Raw genomic sequence first — 21,020 nt, 5'->3', positions numbered from 1 at the left:
ACTAGTTCACGTCAGACGAGGCCTTGGGCAAGCATCGCGTCAGCTACCTTGACGAATCCGGCGATGTTGGCCCCGGCCACGTAGTTCCCCGGGGCACCATACTCGTCCGCCGTCTCGAGGCAACGGTCGTGAATGTCCGCCATGATCTGCTCGAGGCGGTCGTGCGTGAAGTCGAAGCTCCACGAATCCCGGCTGGCATTCTGTTGCATCTCCAACGCGGAGGTCGCCACGCCGCCGGCGTTAGCGGCCTTCGCCGGCCCAAAGAGCACTCCCGCATCGGCCAAGAGTTCCACGGCGTCCTGGGTACACGGCATGTTGGCACCCTCGGCGACGGCGGTGACGCCGTTCGCGATCAGACGCTGAGCATCCTCGGCACCGAGCTCGTTTTGCGTCGCGGAGGGCAGGGCCACCGTTCCCGGCACGGACCACACGCTGCCCTCGGACACAAAGCGGGAGCGGCCGCCGCGCAGCCGGGCATACTCCTCGATGCGGCCGCGGCGGTGCTCCTTCACCTCCCGCAGCAGATCCAGATCGATCCCGTCCTCATCGACCACGTAGCCCGAAGAATCGGAGGCCGTGATCGCCGTGGCACCCAAGGCGTGCGCCTTCTCGATGGCGTTGAGCGCCACGTTGCCGGAACCGGAGACCAGCACCCGCTGACCGTCCATGGCGGCCCCGCGCGTCTGAAGCATGCGGTCAGCAAACATCACGGTGCCGTACCCCGTGGCCTCCGGGCGGACCAGGGATCCGCCCCAGCTGACGCCCTTGCCCGTGAGGACTCCGGATTCGAACCGGTTGGTGATGCGCTTGTATTGGCCGAAGAGGAACCCGATTTCCCGCCCGCCCACACCGACGTCGCCTGCGGGAACATCCGTGTTCTCGCCGATGTGACGGTACAGCTCCGTCATGAAGGACTGGCAGAACCGCATGACTTCGCCCTCGGAGCGTCCCGCGGGGTTGAAGTCTGAGCCACCCTTGCCGCCACCGATGGGCATGCCGGTCAGCGCGTTCTTAAAGATCTGCTCGAAACCGAGGAACTTCACGATGCCGAGGTAGACGGTGGGATGGAAACGCAATCCGCCCTTGTAGGGCCCCAGCGCCGAGTTGAATTCCACCCGGAAGCCGCGGTTGACCTGGGCCCGCCCGGCGTCGTCCACCCACGGTACGCGGAAGATGATCTGGCGCTCGGGCTCGCACATGCGGCGCAGGATGCCGGCCTCGACGTACTCCGGATGCCGCTGCACCACGGGTTCGAGCGCGCCGAACACCTCCGTGACAGCCTGGTGAAACTCCACCTCGCCCGGATTACGATCCAGCACTTCCTGTCGCAAGCCCTCCAGCACCATCGAATCAATCCCTTCGCCTAGGCAACAAGTTTTGGAATACCGGTCCACTTTAGGTTCGTCACCCTGTGATCGGCGCATTCGCGTCACATTCGACGGCCCACATGACAACGACGCCGCCGCCCACCCGGAGGGGTGAGCGGCGGCGTCGTGAGTATGAGGCGGGGCGGACTTACTGGTCCGTCTTGACCACGTAGACGTCGCACGGGGCGTTGTGCGCCACGGAGGTAGCCACGGAGCCGAGCACGCGGCCCAGGCCCTTCATGCCGACGTTACCGACGACGATCAGCTGCGCTTCCTCTTCCTCGGCGGCCGTGACCAGCGCCTCGGTCGGCTTGCCCTTGACGGCCTTGGTGACAATCGTGGCGCCCGGGACAACCTCGCGGAGCTTGAAAGCCACCTGATTGGTCAGCTTGTCGGCCTGCTCGGCGGAATCGAGGACCCAGGTGTCGTTACCGATCTCCACGACCTCGGTGCTGTCCTTGGCGTAGGCGGTCACGACGGTCAGGGTGGCGCCGAGGCCAGCAGCCACGGTGGCGGCCCGGCTCGCGGCCTTGAAGGACGTGGTGCTGCCGTCGACACCAACAATGACAGTTCCGGACATGTGCTTCTCCTTGTTTACTTGACGTGTGCGCGGAGGAACGAGGTGGCTCGATCCCACGCCAGCTTGGCTTGTTCAGGGGCGTAATTGCCCGCGGTGTTCTCGTCGTTGTGGAAGGCGTGGTCCGCGTCGTAAAAGTGGAACACGACGTCGGCGCCGGACTCGCGGCGGATCTGCTCCTCCTGGGCCCGCGCCTGATCGGCGGGGTACATCGAATCCTGCAGCGCGTAGTGGCCCTGGACGGCGGCGGTGAGCTCGCTGTACTCGTCGGGAACGCCCTGACCCACCCCGTAAAACGGGACGGCGGCGGAGACCTTGTCCCCTTGTTGGGCAGCGAGGGCCAGCACAAAGCCGCCACCCATGCAGAAACCAATCGCGCCCACGGTGCGGCTGGTGACATCCTCCCGGGAGAGCAGGTAATCGGTGGCGCCGGCCAACAGGCGGGCACCTTCCTCCGCGGGCAACTCGGACATCATCTGACCGGCCTCGTCGGCGTCGTGCGTGACGCGGCCGCCAAACAGGTCAGGAGCCAGGGCCACGAATCCCAGGGCGGCGAGGCGATCGGCAATGTCCCGAATGTGGTCCGTCAGGCCCCACCATTCTTGGATCACGATCACACCGGGTCCGGTTCCGTCCTCGGGAACGGCGAGGTATCCGTGGGCCTCACGGCCGGCCGATTCGAAGGTCACGTTCTGGTGCGGGGTTTGCTCCGCCACGGCACTCCTTCCTGCTCGGGTCGATGGTTCTCGGCACAGCTCGGCGACTGTTCGCAACAGTCTAAGCATGTGAGCTGCGTTACGGTAGCTTCAACGACGCTGTCGATCAGGGCGGCGCAAACATTTGATCCTTTGCGCCGCTGGCACACATCAATCCTAGTCACCGCGGGCCGCATAAATATAGGGATTGTGGCCCGTTTCATGCGCGCTCCGGGAGAGGACACCGCGGCCGTTAAACACCTGAGGCGGCCTCCCAACCGGGAAGCCGCCTCAATCAGTGGTGCGCGAGGGGGGACTTGAACTGACCTCGACCTCCTCGCGTCGCGAATCTCGGTCTAGCGTCTTGCCGCATAAAATCAACGATCTAGAGCGTTTGACCTGTGGATAAATCCACCGCGATACGCCGAGCTACAGGTTGCTTAGCACTTTCGTTAGCACTTTTCGTGGCGCTATGCCTTCTGTCCTTGGTACGGCGAAGCAGGGGTGGAACTCCTCGGTGATTCGGAGTGATCTCACCGGGACACCCAGTAAGGCTGATCTATCCCCTCGACAAGCCATCTAGCTTCGAAACACACCTTGAGTCTCTACTAGAGTGATGGGTATGTATGTACCCAGGCATGCCCGGGGGAGCATATGACAACACGGGATTCGAGGGTGATCAGTGACGGGGAAACGAGCGACGCTGGATGCGCTGAAGGTGTGGCGAGAGAGCCTTGTCGGGCTCGACCGCCGGAGCAGGCTGATCAGGTTCAATCCGCCGAAGCGGTCGTCGCTCACCTTCGACGCACCGGGCCTCGACGAGCTGCAGGGCCTCCTCAGCTCGGGGAAGCCGCTCGTCCTGCAGGGCGACCAGCTCGAGGTGGCCGAGGACGGCGAGGAGCGCCTGGTCAGGCCGCCGCTCGGGCGCGACTCGCTCCACGTTCCGAAACCCGACAGCGACATCGGCACGATCGCGCGCACGCTGATGCGCAAGGCGAACCAGGAGTTCCTCGACCGAGGGCTCTCGGTGCTCTACGTGGCGTTCGGCATGCTCCGCTGGAAGGACGTCGACGGCTCGGACATGGCGAGCCCCCTGTACCTGGTGCCAGTCGAGCTCCTCCCCGAGGGGCCGAGGGCAACGCCGAAGCTCGTGGGGAGCGAGGACGACCCCGTGCTCAACTCGGCGCTGCCGCTCAGGCTGGCAGAGTTCGGGGTGTCCTGGCCGGTTCTCGAGGAAATTGAGGACATGCGGGTGTCGGAGATCCTCGAACTGTTCAGGCAGCGGCTGTCGGCGGCTCCTGACCTCAAGGGGTGGGAGATCCGTCCCGAGGCGCACCTCGCGACCTTCTCCTTCACCAAGCAGGCGATGTACAAGGACCTGCTGGACAACGAGGAGACGATCTCTGACCACCCGGTCGTGCAGGCGCTGGCGAACGGCGACCCGACGAGCCAGACCGACGAGTTCCAGTTCGACCCCATCGACCCGGCGGACATCGACGAGGCCGCTCCGCCGGAGAAGACGCCGTTCGTGCTCGACGCGGACTCCTCGCAGCGCGCGGCGGTGGCCGCCGCGCTGGCAGGGCGCAGCTTCGTCATGGACGGCCCTCCGGGCACGGGCAAGTCGCAGACGATCGCGAACATGATCGGCGCGCTGATGCACTCCGGCAAGTCCGTGCTGTTCGTGTCGGAGAAGATCGCAGCACTCGACGTCGTGCGGAACAGGCTGAGGGACGCGGGCCTCGGCAGCTATCTGCTGGAGCTGCACTCGCACAAGGTGAACAGGCGCGAGGTCGCGGTCGAGCTGCTCCAGACGCTGGAGAACGTGGCGCAGCCGCCGGGCGGGATGTCGGCGCCTTCGAGGGCCTCGCTGGTCGACAAGCGCAAGCGGCTGAACAGCTACGCGTCTGCGATGAACGAGAACCGTTCGCCGCTCGAGCTCTCGCTGCACGACGTCCTCGGGCTCCTTGCGGGCCTCGTCGACGTCCCGGCGGCTCCGATCCCGGAGCGCTCGCCCCTGGGCCTCGACCAGGTAGGGCTCTCCGACATCCACGACGCGCTCCGCAGGCTGGAGCGGAACTGGAGGCCCGCGGCCCAGGGAAAGTCGTTCCTGTGGAGGGACGTCGTCGACGAGACCTCGCTCGAGGCCCGCCTGTGGGCCGCGGATCGCGCGATGCAGGAGCTCCGGGGCGCGATGCAGGTCAATGCTCCGCTGCTGCGAGCATTCGACCTCGACCGCGCGGACAGGGTGGAGCGGCTGATCGAGCTGCTCGGCCTGCAGCACTCGGAGCGACCGGCCTCGGCCGACGAGCGATGGCTGGCCGAGCCCGACCTCGCGCCGATCGAGGCCAGCCGGGCCGAGCTGGGAGCGCTGGTCGACGACTACAGGGCGAAGGCGACCGCGGTGGAGGCGATCAGCGGGATGCCATTTACATCGTTCCCGTCGGGCGGCTCCGTCGACGTCGTCCAGTCGAGTGCGGCGGGCGCCATCGTACTGGGGCCTCAGAACGCGGAGCAGTTGCGCGCCGCCGGCGCGTACATGGCGCACCACGCGGCCGGCCTGGCCTCCGCCTCGGCGTCGCTGCGAGGCCTCGCGCAGGCGGCTGGCCTCCCCGAGCCGGCCTCGTTCTCGGACGCGGACCGCGTGGTGCGCATGATCGAACTCCGAGCCTCCGGAGCCGCGCTGGAGCCGACCTGGCTGACGCCGGCCGGCCTCCAGGCCGCGAGGAGCGCCGCTGCGGAGATCCGCCTGAAGGCGATGGAGTTCGACAAGGCCGAGGAGCGCGCGCAGTCGCTGTACAGGGCCGAAGCGCTCGGTGCCCCGCTGCGCGAGCTACAGGACAGGTTCAGCAACCTGCACACCGGGCTCCGGAAGCTCTCGGGAGCGTACCGGACCGACAAGAAGGCCGTGGCAACGCTCCTCGCAGACGCCTCCCAGGTGAAGTCGGGCATCTCGAGGCTCTCCGACGCGATCGCGTGGTCAGAGGCGAGCGACGCGTTCGAGAGCGTTGGCGTCGTGCACTCGCAGGCGCTCGGGAGGCACTGGCAGGGCCGCGCCACGGACTGGGAAGGCCTCGACCGGGCGTTCGTGGTCGCCGACGAGGTGATCGCGCTGTCAGGGGGCGCAGTGCAGCCCCAGACCGTGGGGTACTTCACGGCCGGGATCCCCGAGCCCGCCCACCAGCAGATGGCCGCGACGGCCGCCGCGGCGCTCGGCGCTTGGCGAACTTCCCTCGCGCCTGCCCCGGCGCTCGCGGGCAGGCAGGAGCTGCTCATGGAGTCGCTGCAGGCCTCGCTGGACTGGATCGAGGCCCACCAGGGGCCGATCGCCGACGCCCTCTCGATGGTCGATGCGGTGAACGCGGTGACGGGCCGCGACCACACGGTCCAGGAGTCGACGACGATCCTCCGGTCGTGCGAGGACGCGCGCAGGGCCGCGGCGGGCCTGGACGCCTCCAGGGGCGAGTACGAGGCTCGATTCGGCACGCTGTTCCAGGGATCCGCGACGGACCTCGCTCGGATTGACGCTGCGATCGCGTGGGCGAAGCGGGTCCGGAGCGCGGCTCCGGCCGGCGCGCTGACGCCCGATCAGCGGGCAGCACTGAACTCGTCGGTCCCGATGCCGGCCCTGACGGGCGCGCTCGCGAAGTGGGAGGCCGAGCGGGACGCCGTGATCGCGGCGTTCGCGCCCTCGCGCAGGGAGGAGCTGCTCGAGGAGTTCGCCGAGTTCGACGGCGCCGCGGGATTCATGGAGGAGCTCGGCTCCGACACCGTCGGCCAACAGGAGTGGTTCGACTTCACGGCGATCCGCGAGTACCTGAGGACCCACGACCTCGACTCGACCATCGAGTTCTGCATCGAGATGCGGATCGCGGCATCGGACGTGCCCCGGGTCGTGGAGCGGGCGCTCCTCAGGGCGTGGGCCGACGCGCAGATCAGGGAAGACGAACGGCTGCATCCGCTCCTCGCGACCGACAGGGGCGCGCTCGTTGACGAGTTCAAGGCGCTGGATCTCGAGGTCATCGCTGCCGCCACCGGGGACATCGTCAAGGCGGCGAATGCACGCCGCCCGTCGAACACGTCTCTGGGAGAGCCTGCCCTGCTCCGCCGGGAGGGGATGAAGCAGCGCAGACACATGTCGGTGAAGTCGCTGATCTCCCAGGCGAGGAGCGCCGTACAAGCGATCAAGCCGGTCTTCATGATGTCTCCGCTCGCCGTGTCGCAGTACTTGCCGTCCGACATGAAGTTCGACGTGGTGATCTTCGACGAGGCTTCGCAGGTGACCCCCGGGGACTCGATCAACTGCATCTATCGCGGTCGAGCGTTCATCCTCGCGGGCGACGACAAGCAGCTGCCTCCGACGTCGTTCTTCGAGCGCGCGACCGAGGTCGACGAGGACGTGGAGCTCGACTCCGACGTGCAGGACTTCCAGTCGATCCTGGAGCTGGCGAAGTCGGCGGGCGCGTTCCAGAACCTCGGGCTGCGCTGGCACTACAGGTCGCGCCACGAGGCCCTGATCGCGTTCTCGAACTACCGCTTCTACGAGGGGAAGCTCATCACCTACCCATCGGCGCAGGAGGACGGCCCGGACGTCGGCGTCGAGTTCTTCCTGGCCGACGGCATGTATCGCCGAGGCGGCGGTGCGGACAACCCGCGCGAGGCGAAGGTCGTCGCCCAGCGGGTGATCCACCACTATCGGACCAGACCAGGGGCCTCGCTCGGCGTGGTCACGTTCTCCGTGGCGCAGGCCTCGGCCGTGACAGCGGCCGTCGACGAGCTCCGGGCGTCGCACCGCGACCTCGATGAGCACTTCGACACGAGCGACCGACTCGACGGCTTCTTCGTCCGCTCGCTCGAGTCGGTGCAGGGCGATGAGCGCGACGTGATCCTGTTCTCGGTCGGCTACGGCCCCGACGAGGCGGGGAAGGTCTCGACGAACTTCGGCGTGCTCAACAAGGAGAAGGGCTGGCGGCGACTGAACGTCGGCGTCACGCGGGCGAGACAGCGCATCGAGGTAGTCTCCTCGATGGAGGCGCACGACATCCCCGCCTCCCAGAACGAGAACGTCGAGGCCCTTCGGGCGTACCTGGACTTCGCGAAGCGCGGCATCGAGGTGCTCGGGACACAGTCCTCGGCGACGGGGCTCATGCCGGAATCGCCCTTCGAGGAGTCGGTGATCCGCACGATCGAGTCGTGGGGCTACAAGGTGGAGCCCCAGGTGGGCGCCGCGGGCTTCCGCATCGACCTCGCAGTTCGGCACCCCGCGAAGTCCGGCGTGTTCGCAATCGGGGTCGAGTGCGACGGGTACCAGTACCACTCGTCGCCCACCGCGCGCGACCGCGACCGCCTGCGCGATCAGGTGCTCGAAGGGCTGGGCTGGACCCTGCACCGGATCTGGGGCACGTCCTGGTACCGCGACAAGGCCTCGGAGGAGCAGCGCCTCCGGGCCGCAATCGAGGACGCCATCGCCGGCAGGACCTCGGCGATGAGGCGGAGCCGTCCCGAGCTCGTGCGCCCCGACGTCGAAACGGTGCCCGCGCAGTCGGAGGCGTCCCACGACTGGGTCGTGCGCTACAAGGAGGCGGCGGAGCAGGACCTTCCGCTCTGGGCCGACGCGGGCGAGCCCGGGAGTCACGTGTACCTGGTCGAGCCACTGCACAACCTCGCGAGGGCTGAAGGCCCAATCCACATGGCGCTGGTGTTCGAGCGGATCAGGGACTGGTGGCACATCGGCAGAATCTCCCAGAGGATGAAGGAGAACATCGACCTGGCGATCGAGATGGCCGATGTTGTGCGCGACGGCGACTTTATCGACGTCCCGGGCCGACCGGTCACGAAGGTCCGGAGCAACGGCAATCAACGCAAGCCGGAGCAGGTTCATGTCGACGAGTTCGCGAGGGCCGTCGAGCTCCTCGTCCAAGACGTCGGCGGGGCCTCCCGCTCGGAGGTCGCGGTGCAAATTGCGAGGCTCTACGGCTGGAACAGGAACGGCTCGATCCTCGATGCGCGCCTGAACCAGGCGATCGACCGAGCTGTCGAGAGTGGCCGGGTGGTGGACCAGGACGGCAGGCTCTCGACGGCACCCTGAGCTGCGAGAGGTCGGAGCGTGAGCAGAGCACCTGTGGCAGGTGCTCTTTCGTCGCGTCGAGCACCAGCAGCGCGGAAGGTGGCTCGACGCGGGTGCTGGCTTCGCCGGAGAAAAGATTGATCGCCTCCAGCACGGTGGCGCCGGGGGTGAGGGTCTCGAGGCGGTCGCCAGTCTCGGCGAAGCCGAGCACCGCCCTGATGGTGGCGGTCTCGACAAGGCCGTGCTCGATGATGCTGGGCGCGAAGTGCCTGGCGACGGCGTTGGTGGTAATGAGGCGGTAGCCGTCGTCAGTGCGCACCGGCGCCTGAGAGAAGCTCTGCTCGACGACCAGAGAGAGGAACACGCCGATGCCGTCGTCGAGCTCGAGTACCTGGGGGCGTCCGTAGCCCTCGAGGGCATCGACCAGCTTCGGCGGCCTCAGGAGGTTGTCGCGGATCTTCTCGATGCTGAGCACGGTGTCCATGTGCGGGTCCGCGATGGGCTTCCCGCCCATGCGCTTGCTGTGCGCGATCGCGTTCCGCAGCTTCGCATACTGGCGGAGCACGTCCTTCTGCCGCTGGAGCAGAGTGTCGGAGCCCGAGAGCAGCTCGTCGAACGGCACCCAATCGTCATGCCTCTCACGACGCCTCTACTGCCGACGCCTCTACTGCCGGGCGAGCTGATCCTCGATTTCGGAGAAGGCATTGAGGAACCTCTCGGCGTCGGTATCGGCCATGGCACAGCTCCTGATCGGTCGGCTCGGGAATCAGACGGTGATCCGTAGCCTAGTGGGCGGGCGGCGTCAGCGCCTTCAAGTATAGTCGTCACCACGTTCAAGAGTCGTGACGCAAAGTACCTGGCTGGTCACGCGACAACCCGAATCCATCGATTCCCGGGTGTCCCAGGGGAAGAACGGGCTCACGAGATCTCGTGATGCAAGATTCGATGGGGCTCTGCCCCGGAGAGGGGCATCCACCATGTCCGACATCAAGTACGTTAACCCCCGCCGCGACGGCTGGTGGGGCGAGCTCGACCTGAGCTACCACCGCATTCCGGTGACTACCCGGCATGAGTTGGAAGTCGAGCAGGCCGCGCTCGCGGTGCTGGCGGCCCATCCACCTGTCGGCTTCGCCGGTAACCTTGAGGGCGTCACGCTCACCGCTGCACAGCTCAAAGCACTGGTCGAGCGAGCCGTCGCGGATGCCGAGCAGAAAACGGAGCGCCAGCGTGAGGCGGACGCCGAGGAGCGGCGCAGGCTCGGCTGGATGAGGATCGAGGAGGCGCTCTCTGCGCCTGACGCCGATCAGGTGGTCGTAGAGGGCCGCTGGGCGGGGCACACACGATGCGAGGCGACCGCGTGGTGCTGGAACCTGTTCCAGTACGAGCCACACGGCTTCGTGCACCCCGGCTCGCAGGTGCGCCACGAGGCGATGCAGAAGCTGCAGGCCGGCGGACTGCCCGAAGTCTTCGGCTATCCCGAGCGCGCTCGGGAGCTCGTAGCCCGCGGACTGACGCCTCGCGAGTACCGGCGGCACAAAGAGGCTCTGGGCGCGAACACATTCACGGATGCCGACGTGAGGCACGGCTGACGGTGGATGTCGGTGGTCCGAGGGATACTCGGATCACCGCTCACCGAGCACGGAGGACCTCATGGAAGCACTGGCAATTATCGGCACCGGCATCTTGATCCTCATCGTCGCAAAGATGCTGCGCAAGAAGCCGCCGCCGCAGGTGCACGACGCCGGAAGGTCGTCGCAGCAGAGATCAGGCGCGAACCCAGACCCGAATTGGGAGGACCACGTCAACCACCATCACCCAGGCATCGGGCTGGAGCTCGCAGTTGGCATCGGGGCCGGCGCACTGATCAGCAGGAGCAGGGACGCCGGCGAAGAGGCTGAGCTGGGGTCGCTGGTCGAGGCGGATGAGTTTGAACATGAGAGGGGCTACTACGAGGACGCAGACCCTGGGTGGGAGGACTACGCCAATCATCACCACTGAGTCAGCACCGCGGAGCCAGCACGTCTGAACCGGTGCCGATACTCTCGACGCGATCCTCAAAGGTCCCTCCAAGCCGGAATTGCACCCCAGGAACCCGACCGACAGGACTGAACACATGAACTGCCACCACTGTCCTGAGGTACCACACTGTTCTTCTGAATGAACGTCGATTACGAGAACACACCGACTTTTCTCATCGATGCCTCCGTCTTCCCTGGGTCGAGCGGGAGCCCGGTGTTCCTCGTCCCAAGACCGTCTGCACCTGACAAGTACGGGAACATCACGATCGGCGGCCCCGCGAAGCCTCCGATGCTCCTAGGCATCGTCGCCGCCGTCCACCAACGACAAGTGCCGGTTATGCTTGCGTCGGCGGCTTCCGGGATTCCCGTGGTCAGCGATCTAATCGACTTGGGGATCGTCTACAAGGCAAGCGCCATCCATGACCTCGCCCGGCAGCTAATGGCAGAGGAGACGCGGTCAGCTCGCAGTGCGTGACGCTGTCCGCTCTATCCGCTTCCGCATCGCTTTCATCCAGGGTCCGGCCAACCGCCGTCCCGTCTTAGCACTTTTTCTAGCACTTCTGACAAAAACGGCCCCTGGCCTGAGATATAAAATCCCAGGTCAGGGGCCATTTCATTCGCGTGCGCGAGGGGGGACTTGAACCCCCACGATCTTGCGATCACTGGCACCTGAAGCCAGCGCGTCTGCCAATTCCGCCACTCGCGCATATGTAGTTGTCATCCGACGCGCCCGCGCCGAACAGCGAGAACTATCTTATCCATACTTTGGCACCCTCACCTAATCGGCACCGCCCCGCGTGAGGCGATTCACCCGCTGAGGGGAACCGGAAGCATTCCAAATTCGTTGCGATCTGAGGTGAGTCCGCCACGGGTCAGGACGCATCCAATCTTGGGCAAGTAGTATCGAAACGCAATCAGTCGGTTTGGAACGGTAGGAAGGAGCAACGCCATGGGTCTGGTCGACAACGTCGAACGGGGCCTGGAAAAGCTGGTCACCAGCGTCTTCCGCGGTTCCTCCAGCGCGGGCGTACAGCCCGTTGAGATTGCCAGCAAGGTCCGCAACCAGATGGACCGCGGCACGCTCACCGTCAGCGAGGGCCGCACCACCGCGCCCAATCATTTCACCGTGCGCCTCGCGGCAGCGGACTTTGAGAAGATTCAAGAATTCGGCACGGCCTTGGCCGAAGAGCTGTGCGATGTGGCAATCGACCACGCCCGCAGCCAGCACTACACGCTCACGGGCAAGGTCGCGGTGACGTTCGAACAGGACGAGGCCGTCCGCGCCGGCGACTTGGCCGTACAGGCCAAGATTGTGCGCCGCCCCGAGTCGGGGCCCAGCTCCGCTGAGGCGGGAACGACGGCGCCGCGCGCTCCGCAGCCATCCCCCCAGCCGGCGCGGGAACCGGAACCGCGGCTCCAGCCGGTGCTGCAGATCGGCCACAAGCGGTACGGCATGAACTCGGACTCGATCGTGCTGGGCCGGTCCTCGGAGACGGACATCCCCGTCGATGACACGGGCGTGTCCCGCCAACACTTGGAGATCCGCTCCGAAGCAGGCAAGGTGTGGGCTGTAGACCTTGGATCGACCAACGGCAGCTACGTGAACGGCTCCAAAGTGGATGGCCGCGCGGAGCTCTTCGATGGTTCGGTCATCACCATGGGCCGCACCCGCATCACGTTCCGCATGTTGCCCCAACGCACTGGAGGTCGGTCATGACCGAACTCGCGCTCACTGCCATGCGCCTTGGCTTCCTCATTCTGCTGTGGATCCTCATCCTGAGCATCGTCGGGGCGCTGCGCCGAGACCTTCTGGTCGGCAAGCGGGCGACCGTGCCCGCCGCACCCGCGACGACGGAGTCCGCGGAGCCCACAGCACCGGCCCCCGCCCCCAAGCAACACCCGCACCTCTTGGAACTCGTCGAAGGGCCCCAGGCAGGTGAGACCGTTGAGCTCGCCGCCAGCCCCATCCTGCTCGGCCGCGCGCAAGAGGCCACGCTGGTCCTCGTCGACGACTATGCATCCGCGCGGCACGCGCGCCTCTTCCCGCAGGGAAGCCGCTGGTTCATTGAGGATCTGGGCTCCACCAACGGCACCTTCCTGGGAGAAAACCAGCTCACCCGCGCCCAGCCGGTGGACATTGGCCAGCAGATTCGAATCGGCAAGACCGTGATGGAGTTGAGGGCCTAGGATGGCGCTCACCCTCCGCTTCGCCGCGGCCTCTGACGTCGGCACGGTGCGGTCCAATAACCAGGACTCCGCCTACGCCGGCCGGTACTTGGCCGTGGTCGCCGATGGCATGGGTGGTCACGTCGGCGGTGACGTCGCTTCGGCGTCGACCGTCCTGGATCTGGTCCACTTGGATCAGGAGACCACCGAGGACGTCGAGACGGTCCTTCCGGACGAAATTCAGACCGCGAACTCGATTCTCAACGAGCTGGTCAGCGCCAACCCCAAGCTCTCCGGGATGGGAACCACCGTCACGGCCCTGTTGCTGACGGATGACACCTTCCAGTACGCGCATATCGGGGACTCGCGCGCCTACCGCCTCAAGGATGGCCGGTTCACGCAAATGAGCCGGGATCACACTTTCGTCCAGCGCCTCGTGGAGGAAGGACGCCTCTCCCCCACGGAGGCGGAGAGCCACCCCCACAAGAACGTGCTGCTGCGCGTGCTCGGCGACTCTGATGCCAGCCCCGAACTGGATATTCACCAATTCCCGGTGAGCGCGGGAGAACGCTGGGTGCTGTGCTCTGACGGCCTGAACGCCGTCGTCTCCGACCCGGTGATTGAGCAGATCGTCCGCAACACCAAGGATCTGCAAGAAACAGCGGATGACTTAGTCAAAACGACGCTCGACGGCGGTTCGCCAGACAACGTGACCGTCGTCGTCGTCGAGGTGGTGGACACGGAGGACCAGCCGACGCAGACGTCCCCGCTGATGTATGAGGAGCTGGACGCCGAGGAATCCTCGCCGGACACGGGCATGCTCCAGCGAATCGCTGGTTCCGACGACGTTGAGGCCAGTGCCGCGATCATCCGGCACGAGATGAAGAACCGGCCGCACGTGCTGGTGGGCTCCGCCCTCCTCGCCACGCAGACCGGCCACATCCCGATGGTGACCACACGTTCGGCCCAGCGCCGCGCCGCCGCGCTGCTGATGCACAAGACGCCCAAGCAGGAGGCCGAGGTCCTCGAACAGCGCGCCGAGGAGCACTATGCGCCCAAGCGGCGCTGGGTCGTCCCCGCCTTCCTGACGCTGATGGGCCTCATTCTGGCCGCCGTCCTGTGGATTGGTTACCTCTGGACGCAGACGCAGTACTACGTGGGCAATTACGACGGCCGTGTGGCGATCTTCAACGGGGTCTCCCAGGATCTGGGGCCGCTCAAGCTCTCCAGCCTGGACTCCGTGACCGAGGTCCCCTTGGACGCGCTGCCCGCCTACACCCAGCAGCGACTGAAGTCTTCCCTGCCGGCGCGGGATTTGGCGCACGCGCAAGCCATGGTGTCCGAGTTGCTTAACACGGCCCAGCAGAACTGCCCGGAGCCCGCCGACGAGAACGATTCGAACGAGTCCGGCCAGAATGAGGCTTCCGCCTCGCCGAGCCCGTCAGATGTGCCGTCCTACTGTCTGGAGGCCGCCGATGAGTGAGATCCGCACCGCACCGGTCTCGCGGCGCAATACGGAGCTGTGGCTCCTGATCTTGGCCCTCGCGGTGGCCATCGGCGCCGGCTATTTGGCCGGGCTGAGTAATCCCGAGGGCCTCTCCCCCGAGTTCGCCAAGCAGGGCGCCATCCTGTGCGTCTTGGCCTTCGGCATGCACATCGTGCTGCGCATCTGGGCGAAATATGCCGATCCGATCATCCTTCCCTGCGTCGTTGCCCTCAACGGCATAGGTGTGGCGATGATCCACCGGCTCGACATCATCGAGGGGACGGATGCCGCGACGCGGCAGCTGCTCTGGACCGGAGTGGCCATCGCTGCCGCCATCGCCGTGATTTGGGCCGTGCGGGATCACAGGATCCTCCGCCGGGCCACCTTCATCTCCCTCGTGGTCACCGGACTCCTCATGATCATGCCGCTGATCCCGGGGCTCGGCGTGGAAATCAACGGTGCCCGCATCTGGGTGCGGCTGGCCGGCATGTCCTTCCAGCCCGGCGAGCTCGCCAAGATCACCCTGGCGATCTTCTTTGCGGGCTACCTTTCGAGCAATCGCGATTTGATCCTGTTGGCCGGACGCAAGATCGGTCCGCTGCAGCTGCCGCGCCTGCGGGATATGGCGCCCATGATGATTGCCTGGGGGTTGAGCATCGGCATCCTCGTGCTGCAGCGCGACCTCGGTTCGGCCATCCTCTTCTTCGGGCTGTTTATGGCCATGATCTACGTGGCCACGGCCCGCATCTCGTGGATCATCATCGGCCTACTGCTGGTCGCCGTCGCCGGCGTGGCCGCGGCCCAATTCATGGGCCACGTCTCCGCACGCATCAACGCCTGGATCAACGCCTTTGACCCGGATGTCATCAACGCACCCTACGGTTCCCACCAGATCGTGCAGGGGATGTTCGGCCTCGCCAACGGCGGGCTCTTCGGCACCGGCTTTGAGGGCGGACGCCCCGACCTGATCCCCTATGCCAACTCGGACATGATCATGGCGGCCCTCGGTGAGGCCTTGGGACTGATCGGCGTGATCGCCATCGTCATGCTGTACGTGCTGCTGGTCAGCCGCGGCATCCGCGCCGCCCTCGGCACGCGGGACGCGTTCGGCAAGCTGCTGGCCTCGGGACTGTCCTTCACCATCGGCCTGCAGTGCTTTGTGGTGGTCGGCGGCATTACCCGGCTCATCCCCCTCACGGGCCTGACCATGCCGTTTGTCGCCGCCGGCGGTTCCTCCCTGCTATCCAACTGGATCATCATCGCGCTGCTGTTGCTGGTCTCGAACAACGCCCGCAAGCCGGTCCCCAGCACCGAAGCCGTCAACGAGGCCGTTCTGACGAAGGGAGCGAGCGCATGAACCAGGCCATTCGCAACGTCTGGATCGCCGTCATGGTCTTCTTCTTGGCGATCATGGGCTCCTTGTCCTACATCCAATTTGTGGCGGCGGACGAGCTCAACTCGAACCCGCTGAACCGGCGTCAGCTCTACCAAGACTTTGACTTGGCCCGCGGGGCGATTCTGGTCAACGGCAACCCCGTCGCCGAATCCGTGGAATCGGACGGCAGTTTTGAGTATCAGCGCGTTTATCACGACCCGGAGCTGTACTCCCACCTGACGGGCTTCTATTCGCTGGCGCACGGCTCCACGCACCTCGAGTCCTCCCTCAACGACTGGCTCACCGGTCAGGGCGATAGCCAGTTCTTCAACCGCATGATGAACCTGTTCTCCGGCTCCAGCAATGAGGGCGCCTCCGTGGAGCTGACCATTGACGGCGAACTTCAGCGGGAGATCTACGACATCCTGCCCGACGGCGTGCAGATGAGCGCCATCGTTACCGAGGTCAAGACCGGTGATATCAAGGCCATGGTCTCCAAGCCGTCGTATGACACCAACCTGCTGGCCGTGCACAACACGCAGCAGGCGGCCACCAACATGGAGGAACTCACGGCACAAGCCGGCCTGAGCCCCTACACCAACCCCGCGCTCGGCCACCTGGCCGCGCCGGGTTCCACGTTCAAGATCATCGACTTGGTCGCGGGGCTGGAATCGGGCGAGTACGACCTCGAGGGTGAGTACGACAACCCGCAAGAGATCACGCTCCCCGGCTCGACGGCCACGATGAGCAACTTCGGCCAAGGCATCTGCTCACAGCGGGAGACGGCCACGCTGGAGTTCATTGTGGCCCAGAGCTGCAACACCCCCTTCGCCGAGATGGCGCAGAAGGTGGGGGCGGACCAGATGCAGGAGACGGCGGAACGCTTCGGCTTCGGCCAGCCCGTGAGCATCCCGCTGCGCACGGCGACGTCCGTGTTCCCGAGCGATATGAACGACGCCCAGTTGTCCCAAGCCGCGATCGGCCAGTTTGATGTCAAGGCCACCCCGCTCCAGATGAACATGGTGGCCATGGGCATCGCGAACGACGGCGTGATCATGCAGCCCAACCTGATCGACCAGATCATCGCGCCGGACCTGCAGGTCCTCGAGGATCCGCAACCCGAGGAATTCAGCACGGTGACATCGCCGGAGGTCGCCAACGACGTGACCGAGCTGATGCGGGCCCCGCTCGACGGCGGCACGGCGTCCGCGGCGGACGTCCCCGGGCTCGATGTGGCGGCGAAGACCGGCACCGCGCAGACCGGGATCGAGGACGAGGAGACCGGCGAGGAACTGGTGAACTCGTGGATCACCGGGTTTGCTCCGGCGGACGACCCGCAGTACGCGATCACGATCGTGGCGGAAAAAATTGACTACGAGACCGGCCACACGCTGACCAGTCCGAACATGAAGAAGATCCTAGAGGCGGTGTTCAATCAGTGAGGCCTACAACGGGTATCACCTTAGGCGGTCGGTTCCGGCTGACCGATCGGATTGCGATCGGCGGTATGGGCGAGGTCTGGAAAGCGCAGGACCAGGTCCTCGGCCGCGTCGTCGCCATCAAGATCCTCAAGGAGGAATACACGGGCGATCCGGGCTTCCTGAAGCGCTTCCGCGCGGAGGCGCGGCACACCGCGCTGCTGAACCACAACGGCGTCGCTTCGGTGTTCGACTACGGCGAGGAAGAGGGCTCCGCCTATTTGGTCATGGAGCTGGTTCCCGGACGGCCGCTCTCGGCGATCATCGAGCGGGAACGGGTCCTGAACCCGGACCGGATGCTCTCCATCATCGCGCAGACCGCCCGCGCACTGGCGGCCGCCCACGAGCTGGGCTTGGTGCACCGGGACGTCAAGCCCGGCAACATCCTCATCATGCCGGACGGCCGCGTGAAGATCACCGACTTCGGCATTGCCCGCCTCGCCGACCAGGTGCCGCTCACCGCCACGGGCCAGGTCATGGGCACGGCCCAGTACCTCTCCCCCGAGCAGGCCACGGGTCAGCAGGCCACCGGCTCGTCGGACGTGTACTCGCTCGGCGTCATCGGCTACGAGTGCTTGGCCGGGCGCCGCCCGTTCTCCGGCGAATCGCAGATCGCCATCGCGCTCGCGCAGGTGAACGACGCGCCGCCACCGTTGCCGGACACCATCGACCCGAATATCCGCGCCCTGCTGATGTCGATGCTCGCCAAGGACCCAGCGGACCGCCCGGCCAATGCCACCAAGCTCGCCGAGGCCGCGGAGGCCCTGCGTGCCGGTCAGCCGCGCCAGGCGGAGGCGGCGGTACCCGGCATGCTGCTCTTCTCGACGGGCACGGCGGCCACGCAGGCTATCACCCCCGGCGAGGCGCCGACGCAGGCCCACACATTGGCCCAGCCGGCGGCTGACGCGGCGCCGTCGACCTCCTCGATGCCCGTGGTGGGTGCAGAGAAGGACCAACGGGACTTCGCGGCCGTCGTCGGCGCGCGTGAGGACTGGACTCCGGAGGACGACGACGGCTCCAAGCCGCTGGCGCGCGGCCGCCGGAGCCCCTGGACCTGGCCGCTGGTGGCTCTGCTGGTCCTCGTGGTCTTCGCGCTCCTCGGCGCGTGGCTCTTTCCCCTGCTGACGGGCAACGATTCCGAGGCGGATCCATCGACGTCGGCTCCGGCGTCTAGCACCTCGGCGTCGGCCTCCCCCAGCGAGTCTGAAACTCCCAGCCCCACGCCGGAGGAAACAGAGACGGAGGAACCGGAGCCGGAGACGGCCGTGATCCGGGAGAACGAACTCCTAGGCGACCCCCTTGACACGGTCTTAACTCGCTTGTCCGACATGGGATTCACCAATGTGACCACCCGAGAAGATCGGCGCGTACTTGATACGGGCGAGACTGATGGCACGGTTTCCGCAATCTCACCAACTGGAGAGCAGGAGCTTTCGACAGTTATCACTGTCACCTATCTTTCAGCTGTTGTCCAAGTCCCGGATGATCTCGTTGGGCAAGCCGAAGATGAAGCGATCACGGCGATCACCGAATTAGGTCTCAACCCCAAGAACCTTGGTGAAGTCGCTTCCGATCAACCAGCTGGAACAGTCGTCTCCGTGAATCCAGAGGGAGGGACAACGGTCGAGCCAGGGTCGGACGTCACCTACACGATCTCCTCAGGCCCGCAGGAGAGTGAGTCACCGCGCGGCGGTCAGACGGGAGACACCCAGCCGACGGACTCGCCGGACCCGGCGGGCGCCCCGGAATCCACCACCACTGAGTCCCCGTCCAGCTAAATGTCCACCCCTGACATCCTCGACAATCGCTACGAAGTCGGCGAGCTCATTGGGCGCGGCGGCATGGCGGACGTGCACCGCGGCCGGGACATCCGGCTGGGGCGCGAGGTCGCCATTAAGCTCCTGCGCCGCGACCTCGCGCGGGACCCGATGTTCCAGAGCCGCTTCCGCCGGGAGGCCAAGGCCGTCGCAGGCCTGAACCACCCCGCGATCGTCTCCGTCTATGACACGGGCGAAGAGGATTTTGGTCCGGACGCCGCGGCCGCCCACGGCTTGAAGGTGCCGTTCATCATTATGGAATTCGTGGACGGCCGCACGCTCCGCGACCTGCTGGCGGCTGACGAGGTCGACGTGGACCGCGCCATTGACTACACGCTGGGCCTGCTCTCCGCGCTGTCCTACAGCCACGGCAAGTCGATCGTTCACCGCGACATCAAGCCGGCCAACGTCATGGTCACGACCGACGGCAGCGTCAAGGTCATGGACTTTGGGATTGCCCGCGCCCTCGCCGACTCGGCCGCCACGATGACGCAAACGCAGGCCGTGGTGGGCACGGCCCAGTACCTCTCCCCCGAGCAGGCCCGGGGAGAGCACGTGGACGTGCGCAGCGACCTGTACTCGGCGGGCTGCCTCCTGTTCGAGCTCCTGGTCCACCGGCCGCCCTTCGTCGGCGACTCGGCGGTGTCCGTGGCCTATCAGCACGTCGGCGAAGACGCCGCCGCCCCCAGCGAATTGAACGACGACGTCCCGGCCGCCATGGACTCCGTGGTGGCCACCGCGCTGGCCAAGAACCGTGAGGACCGCTTCCAGACCGCCGCCGATTTTGCCCACGCCCTGCGCGAGGCGCGCAACGGCGTGCCCTACGTGGCGGGAGCCGCAGCAGCGGGCGCCGGGGCCGCAGCAGCCGCCGCGGTGGGTTCCACCGACGACGCGTCCGAGCACGACGCCGAGGCAGCCACCGAAGCCCTGAGCGTTTCCGAGGCGCAGACGTCCGCGTTACCCGCACATCTGCCGACGACGCCGCTCTCCGCCGCCTCAGCGCATGAGGCCGAACCGGACGCCTCCCCGCAGACCGACGCCCTCCCGCAGACGCTGACCCGCGCCGAGAACCGTGAGCGAAGCAGCTACGAGCGGCGCCGTCGTCGTGCGTGGATCACCGTGTTCACGCTCGTGACGGTCCTGGTCCTGGCCGGTGGCGCATGGTTTGTCTGGGATTGGTCCCAGCGCGTCCAGGCCGAGAACGCCCGCGTGGACGTCCCGGTGGTTGAAGGCATGACCGAAACCGACGCGCAAAACACCCTCTACGCCGAGCAACTGCGGATCTCCGGGATCGAGGAAGAGTTCAGCGACGACGTCGAGGCCGGCTATGCCATCGGCACGCGCCCGGGCGACGGTGAGCGGGTGCGGCTGGACTCCTCCGTGGTGCTCGTGATGTCTAAGGGGCCCTCCTCCGTCACCATCCCCAATTTAGAGGGGGAAACGGAGGCGACGGCGCGCGCACGCCTGGCCGAGCTGGGGTTGGAGGTGGAGATTAATCCGGAACCGGCCAATCATCCGAGCGTGCCGGAGGACCGCGTGATCTCCACCAATCCGGCCATGGAGGAGAGCGTGACGGCCGGCACCAGCGTCGAGCTCACGCTGTCCACCGGTCACGTGAGCGTTCCGGACCTGATCGCGGACGGACTGACGCTCGACGAGGCGGAGTCGGTGCTGGAGGACCCCGCCTACGGGCTGCGCCTCGGGACCGTCTCCGAAGAGGTGAACTCCGTCGTGGAGCCCGGCGAAATCATTGCGACCTCGCCGGCACCGGGCGAGGATCTTGAGCAGGGCGGCTCGGTGGACGTGACGATCGCCGTTGAGCCGCCGGAGCCCGAACCAGAACCGGAACCTGAACCCGAACCGAGCGAATCGGCCCCGGCGGAGTCGGAAGAGCCCAGCTCATCGACGCCCCCGGAGTCAGAATCCCCGGGCAATTCCGCGGGGAACGGGAACTCGGGCGGGTCCCGGCGCCCGTAG

At 66.3% G+C, this 21,020-nt stretch carries 15 protein-coding genes, 1 tRNA gene and 1 riboswitch; of the genes, 12 read left to right on the top strand and 4 right to left on the bottom strand.

Annotated features, from left to right (window positions below):
• Window positions 1-11: 11 nt before the first annotated feature.
• The 3 genes from gdhA to IW252_RS07570 all read right to left on the bottom strand — a co-directional run bounded on the left by gdhA (window position 12) and on the right by IW252_RS07570 (window position 2,660).
• Window positions 12-1,346 (bottom strand): NADP-specific glutamate dehydrogenase, encoded by a 1,335-nt coding sequence (gene gdhA / locus IW252_RS07580; RefSeq protein WP_231366334.1) that lies wholly within the window; start codon window positions 1,344-1,346, stop codon window positions 12-14.
• Between the two features lie 169 nt (window positions 1,347-1,515).
• Window positions 1,516-1,947: a universal stress protein gene (locus IW252_RS07575; protein WP_196836001.1), complete on the bottom strand. Its 432-nt coding sequence runs from the start codon at window positions 1,945-1,947 to the stop codon at window positions 1,516-1,518.
• A 14-nt stretch (window positions 1,948-1,961) separates the two neighbouring features.
• Window positions 1,962-2,660, bottom strand: coding sequence for a dienelactone hydrolase family protein (locus tag IW252_RS07570; protein WP_331271479.1), 699 nt, complete (start codon window positions 2,658-2,660; stop codon window positions 1,962-1,964).
• Between the two features lie 661 nt (window positions 2,661-3,321).
• Between IW252_RS07570 and IW252_RS07565 the strand changes: the two genes are divergently transcribed.
• The 5 genes from IW252_RS07565 to IW252_RS07545 all read left to right on the top strand — a co-directional run bounded on the left by IW252_RS07565 (window position 3,322) and on the right by IW252_RS07545 (window position 11,196).
• The gene (locus IW252_RS07565; RefSeq protein WP_196835999.1) at window positions 3,322-8,724 is read left to right on the top strand and encodes a DUF4011 domain-containing protein; all 5,403 of its coding nucleotides are present in this window, start codon (window positions 3,322-3,324) and stop codon (window positions 8,722-8,724) included.
• Window positions 8,725-8,764: 40 nt separating this feature from the next.
• Window positions 8,765-9,487 (top strand): hypothetical protein, encoded by a 723-nt coding sequence (locus IW252_RS07560; RefSeq protein ID WP_196835998.1) that lies wholly within the window; start codon window positions 8,765-8,767, stop codon window positions 9,485-9,487.
• A 47-nt stretch (window positions 9,488-9,534) separates the two neighbouring features.
• Window positions 9,535-9,651: riboswitch (SAM riboswitch) on the top strand.
• A 29-nt stretch (window positions 9,652-9,680) separates the two neighbouring features.
• Window positions 9,681-10,292 carry a hypothetical protein gene (locus IW252_RS07555; RefSeq protein ID WP_196835997.1) on the top strand — a complete coding sequence of 204 codons (612 nt, stop codon included), beginning with the start codon at window positions 9,681-9,683 and terminating at the stop codon, window positions 10,290-10,292.
• A gap of 61 nt (window positions 10,293-10,353) precedes the next feature.
• On the top strand, window positions 10,354-10,701 hold the full coding sequence (locus tag IW252_RS07550; RefSeq protein WP_196835996.1) for a hypothetical protein: 348 nt from the start codon (window positions 10,354-10,356) through the stop codon (window positions 10,699-10,701).
• Between the two features lie 159 nt (window positions 10,702-10,860).
• Window positions 10,861-11,196, top strand: coding sequence for a hypothetical protein (locus IW252_RS07545; protein ID WP_196835995.1), 336 nt, complete (start codon window positions 10,861-10,863; stop codon window positions 11,194-11,196).
• 147 nt (window positions 11,197-11,343) lie between these two features.
• Here the strand turns inward: IW252_RS07545 and IW252_RS07540 are convergent.
• Window positions 11,344-11,427: transfer RNA gene (locus tag IW252_RS07540), tRNA-Leu, on the bottom strand.
• Window positions 11,428-11,670: 243 nt separating this feature from the next.
• On the opposite strand from IW252_RS07540, the gene IW252_RS07535 reads away from it, so the two are divergent.
• Genes IW252_RS07535 through pknB form a run of 7 tightly spaced genes read left to right on the top strand, consistent with a single transcriptional unit; the run spans window position 11,671 to window position 21,020 of the window.
• A complete protein-coding gene (locus IW252_RS07535) occupies window positions 11,671-12,438 on the top strand; it encodes an FhaA domain-containing protein (RefSeq protein WP_196835994.1) in 768 nt (255 codons plus the stop codon).
• Window positions 12,435-12,908: an FHA domain-containing protein FhaB/FipA gene (locus IW252_RS07530; protein ID WP_196835993.1), complete on the top strand. Its 474-nt coding sequence runs from the start codon at window positions 12,435-12,437 to the stop codon at window positions 12,906-12,908. The genes IW252_RS07535 and IW252_RS07530 overlap by 4 nt, the downstream gene beginning before the upstream one ends.
• Window position 12,909: 1 nt before the next feature.
• A complete protein-coding gene (locus tag IW252_RS07525; RefSeq protein WP_196835992.1) occupies window positions 12,910-14,370 on the top strand; it encodes a PP2C family protein-serine/threonine phosphatase in 1,461 nt (486 codons plus the stop codon).
• Window positions 14,363-15,730: an FtsW/RodA/SpoVE family cell cycle protein gene (locus tag IW252_RS07520; RefSeq protein ID WP_196835991.1), complete on the top strand. Its 1,368-nt coding sequence runs from the start codon at window positions 14,363-14,365 to the stop codon at window positions 15,728-15,730. Before IW252_RS07525 ends, IW252_RS07520 begins: the two co-directional genes overlap by 8 nt.
• Window positions 15,727-17,190, top strand: coding sequence for a peptidoglycan D,D-transpeptidase FtsI family protein (locus tag IW252_RS07515; RefSeq protein WP_196835990.1), 1,464 nt, complete (start codon window positions 15,727-15,729; stop codon window positions 17,188-17,190). Before IW252_RS07520 ends, IW252_RS07515 begins: the two co-directional genes overlap by 4 nt.
• Window positions 17,187-19,004, top strand: coding sequence for a protein kinase domain-containing protein (locus IW252_RS07510; RefSeq protein ID WP_196835989.1), 1,818 nt, complete (start codon window positions 17,187-17,189; stop codon window positions 19,002-19,004). Before IW252_RS07515 ends, IW252_RS07510 begins: the two co-directional genes overlap by 4 nt.
• Entirely contained in the window at window positions 19,005-21,020 is a 2,016-nt protein-coding gene (gene pknB / locus IW252_RS07505; protein ID WP_196835988.1) for a Stk1 family PASTA domain-containing Ser/Thr kinase, read from the top strand.

The sequence above is a fragment of the Zhihengliuella flava genome, from assembly GCF_015751895.1.
Taxonomy (GTDB): Bacteria; Actinomycetota; Actinomycetes; order Actinomycetales; family Micrococcaceae; genus Zhihengliuella; species Zhihengliuella flava.
The sequence above is the reverse complement of the archived record's forward strand: the minus strand, read 5'-3'. Positions and strand labels throughout refer to the sequence as shown.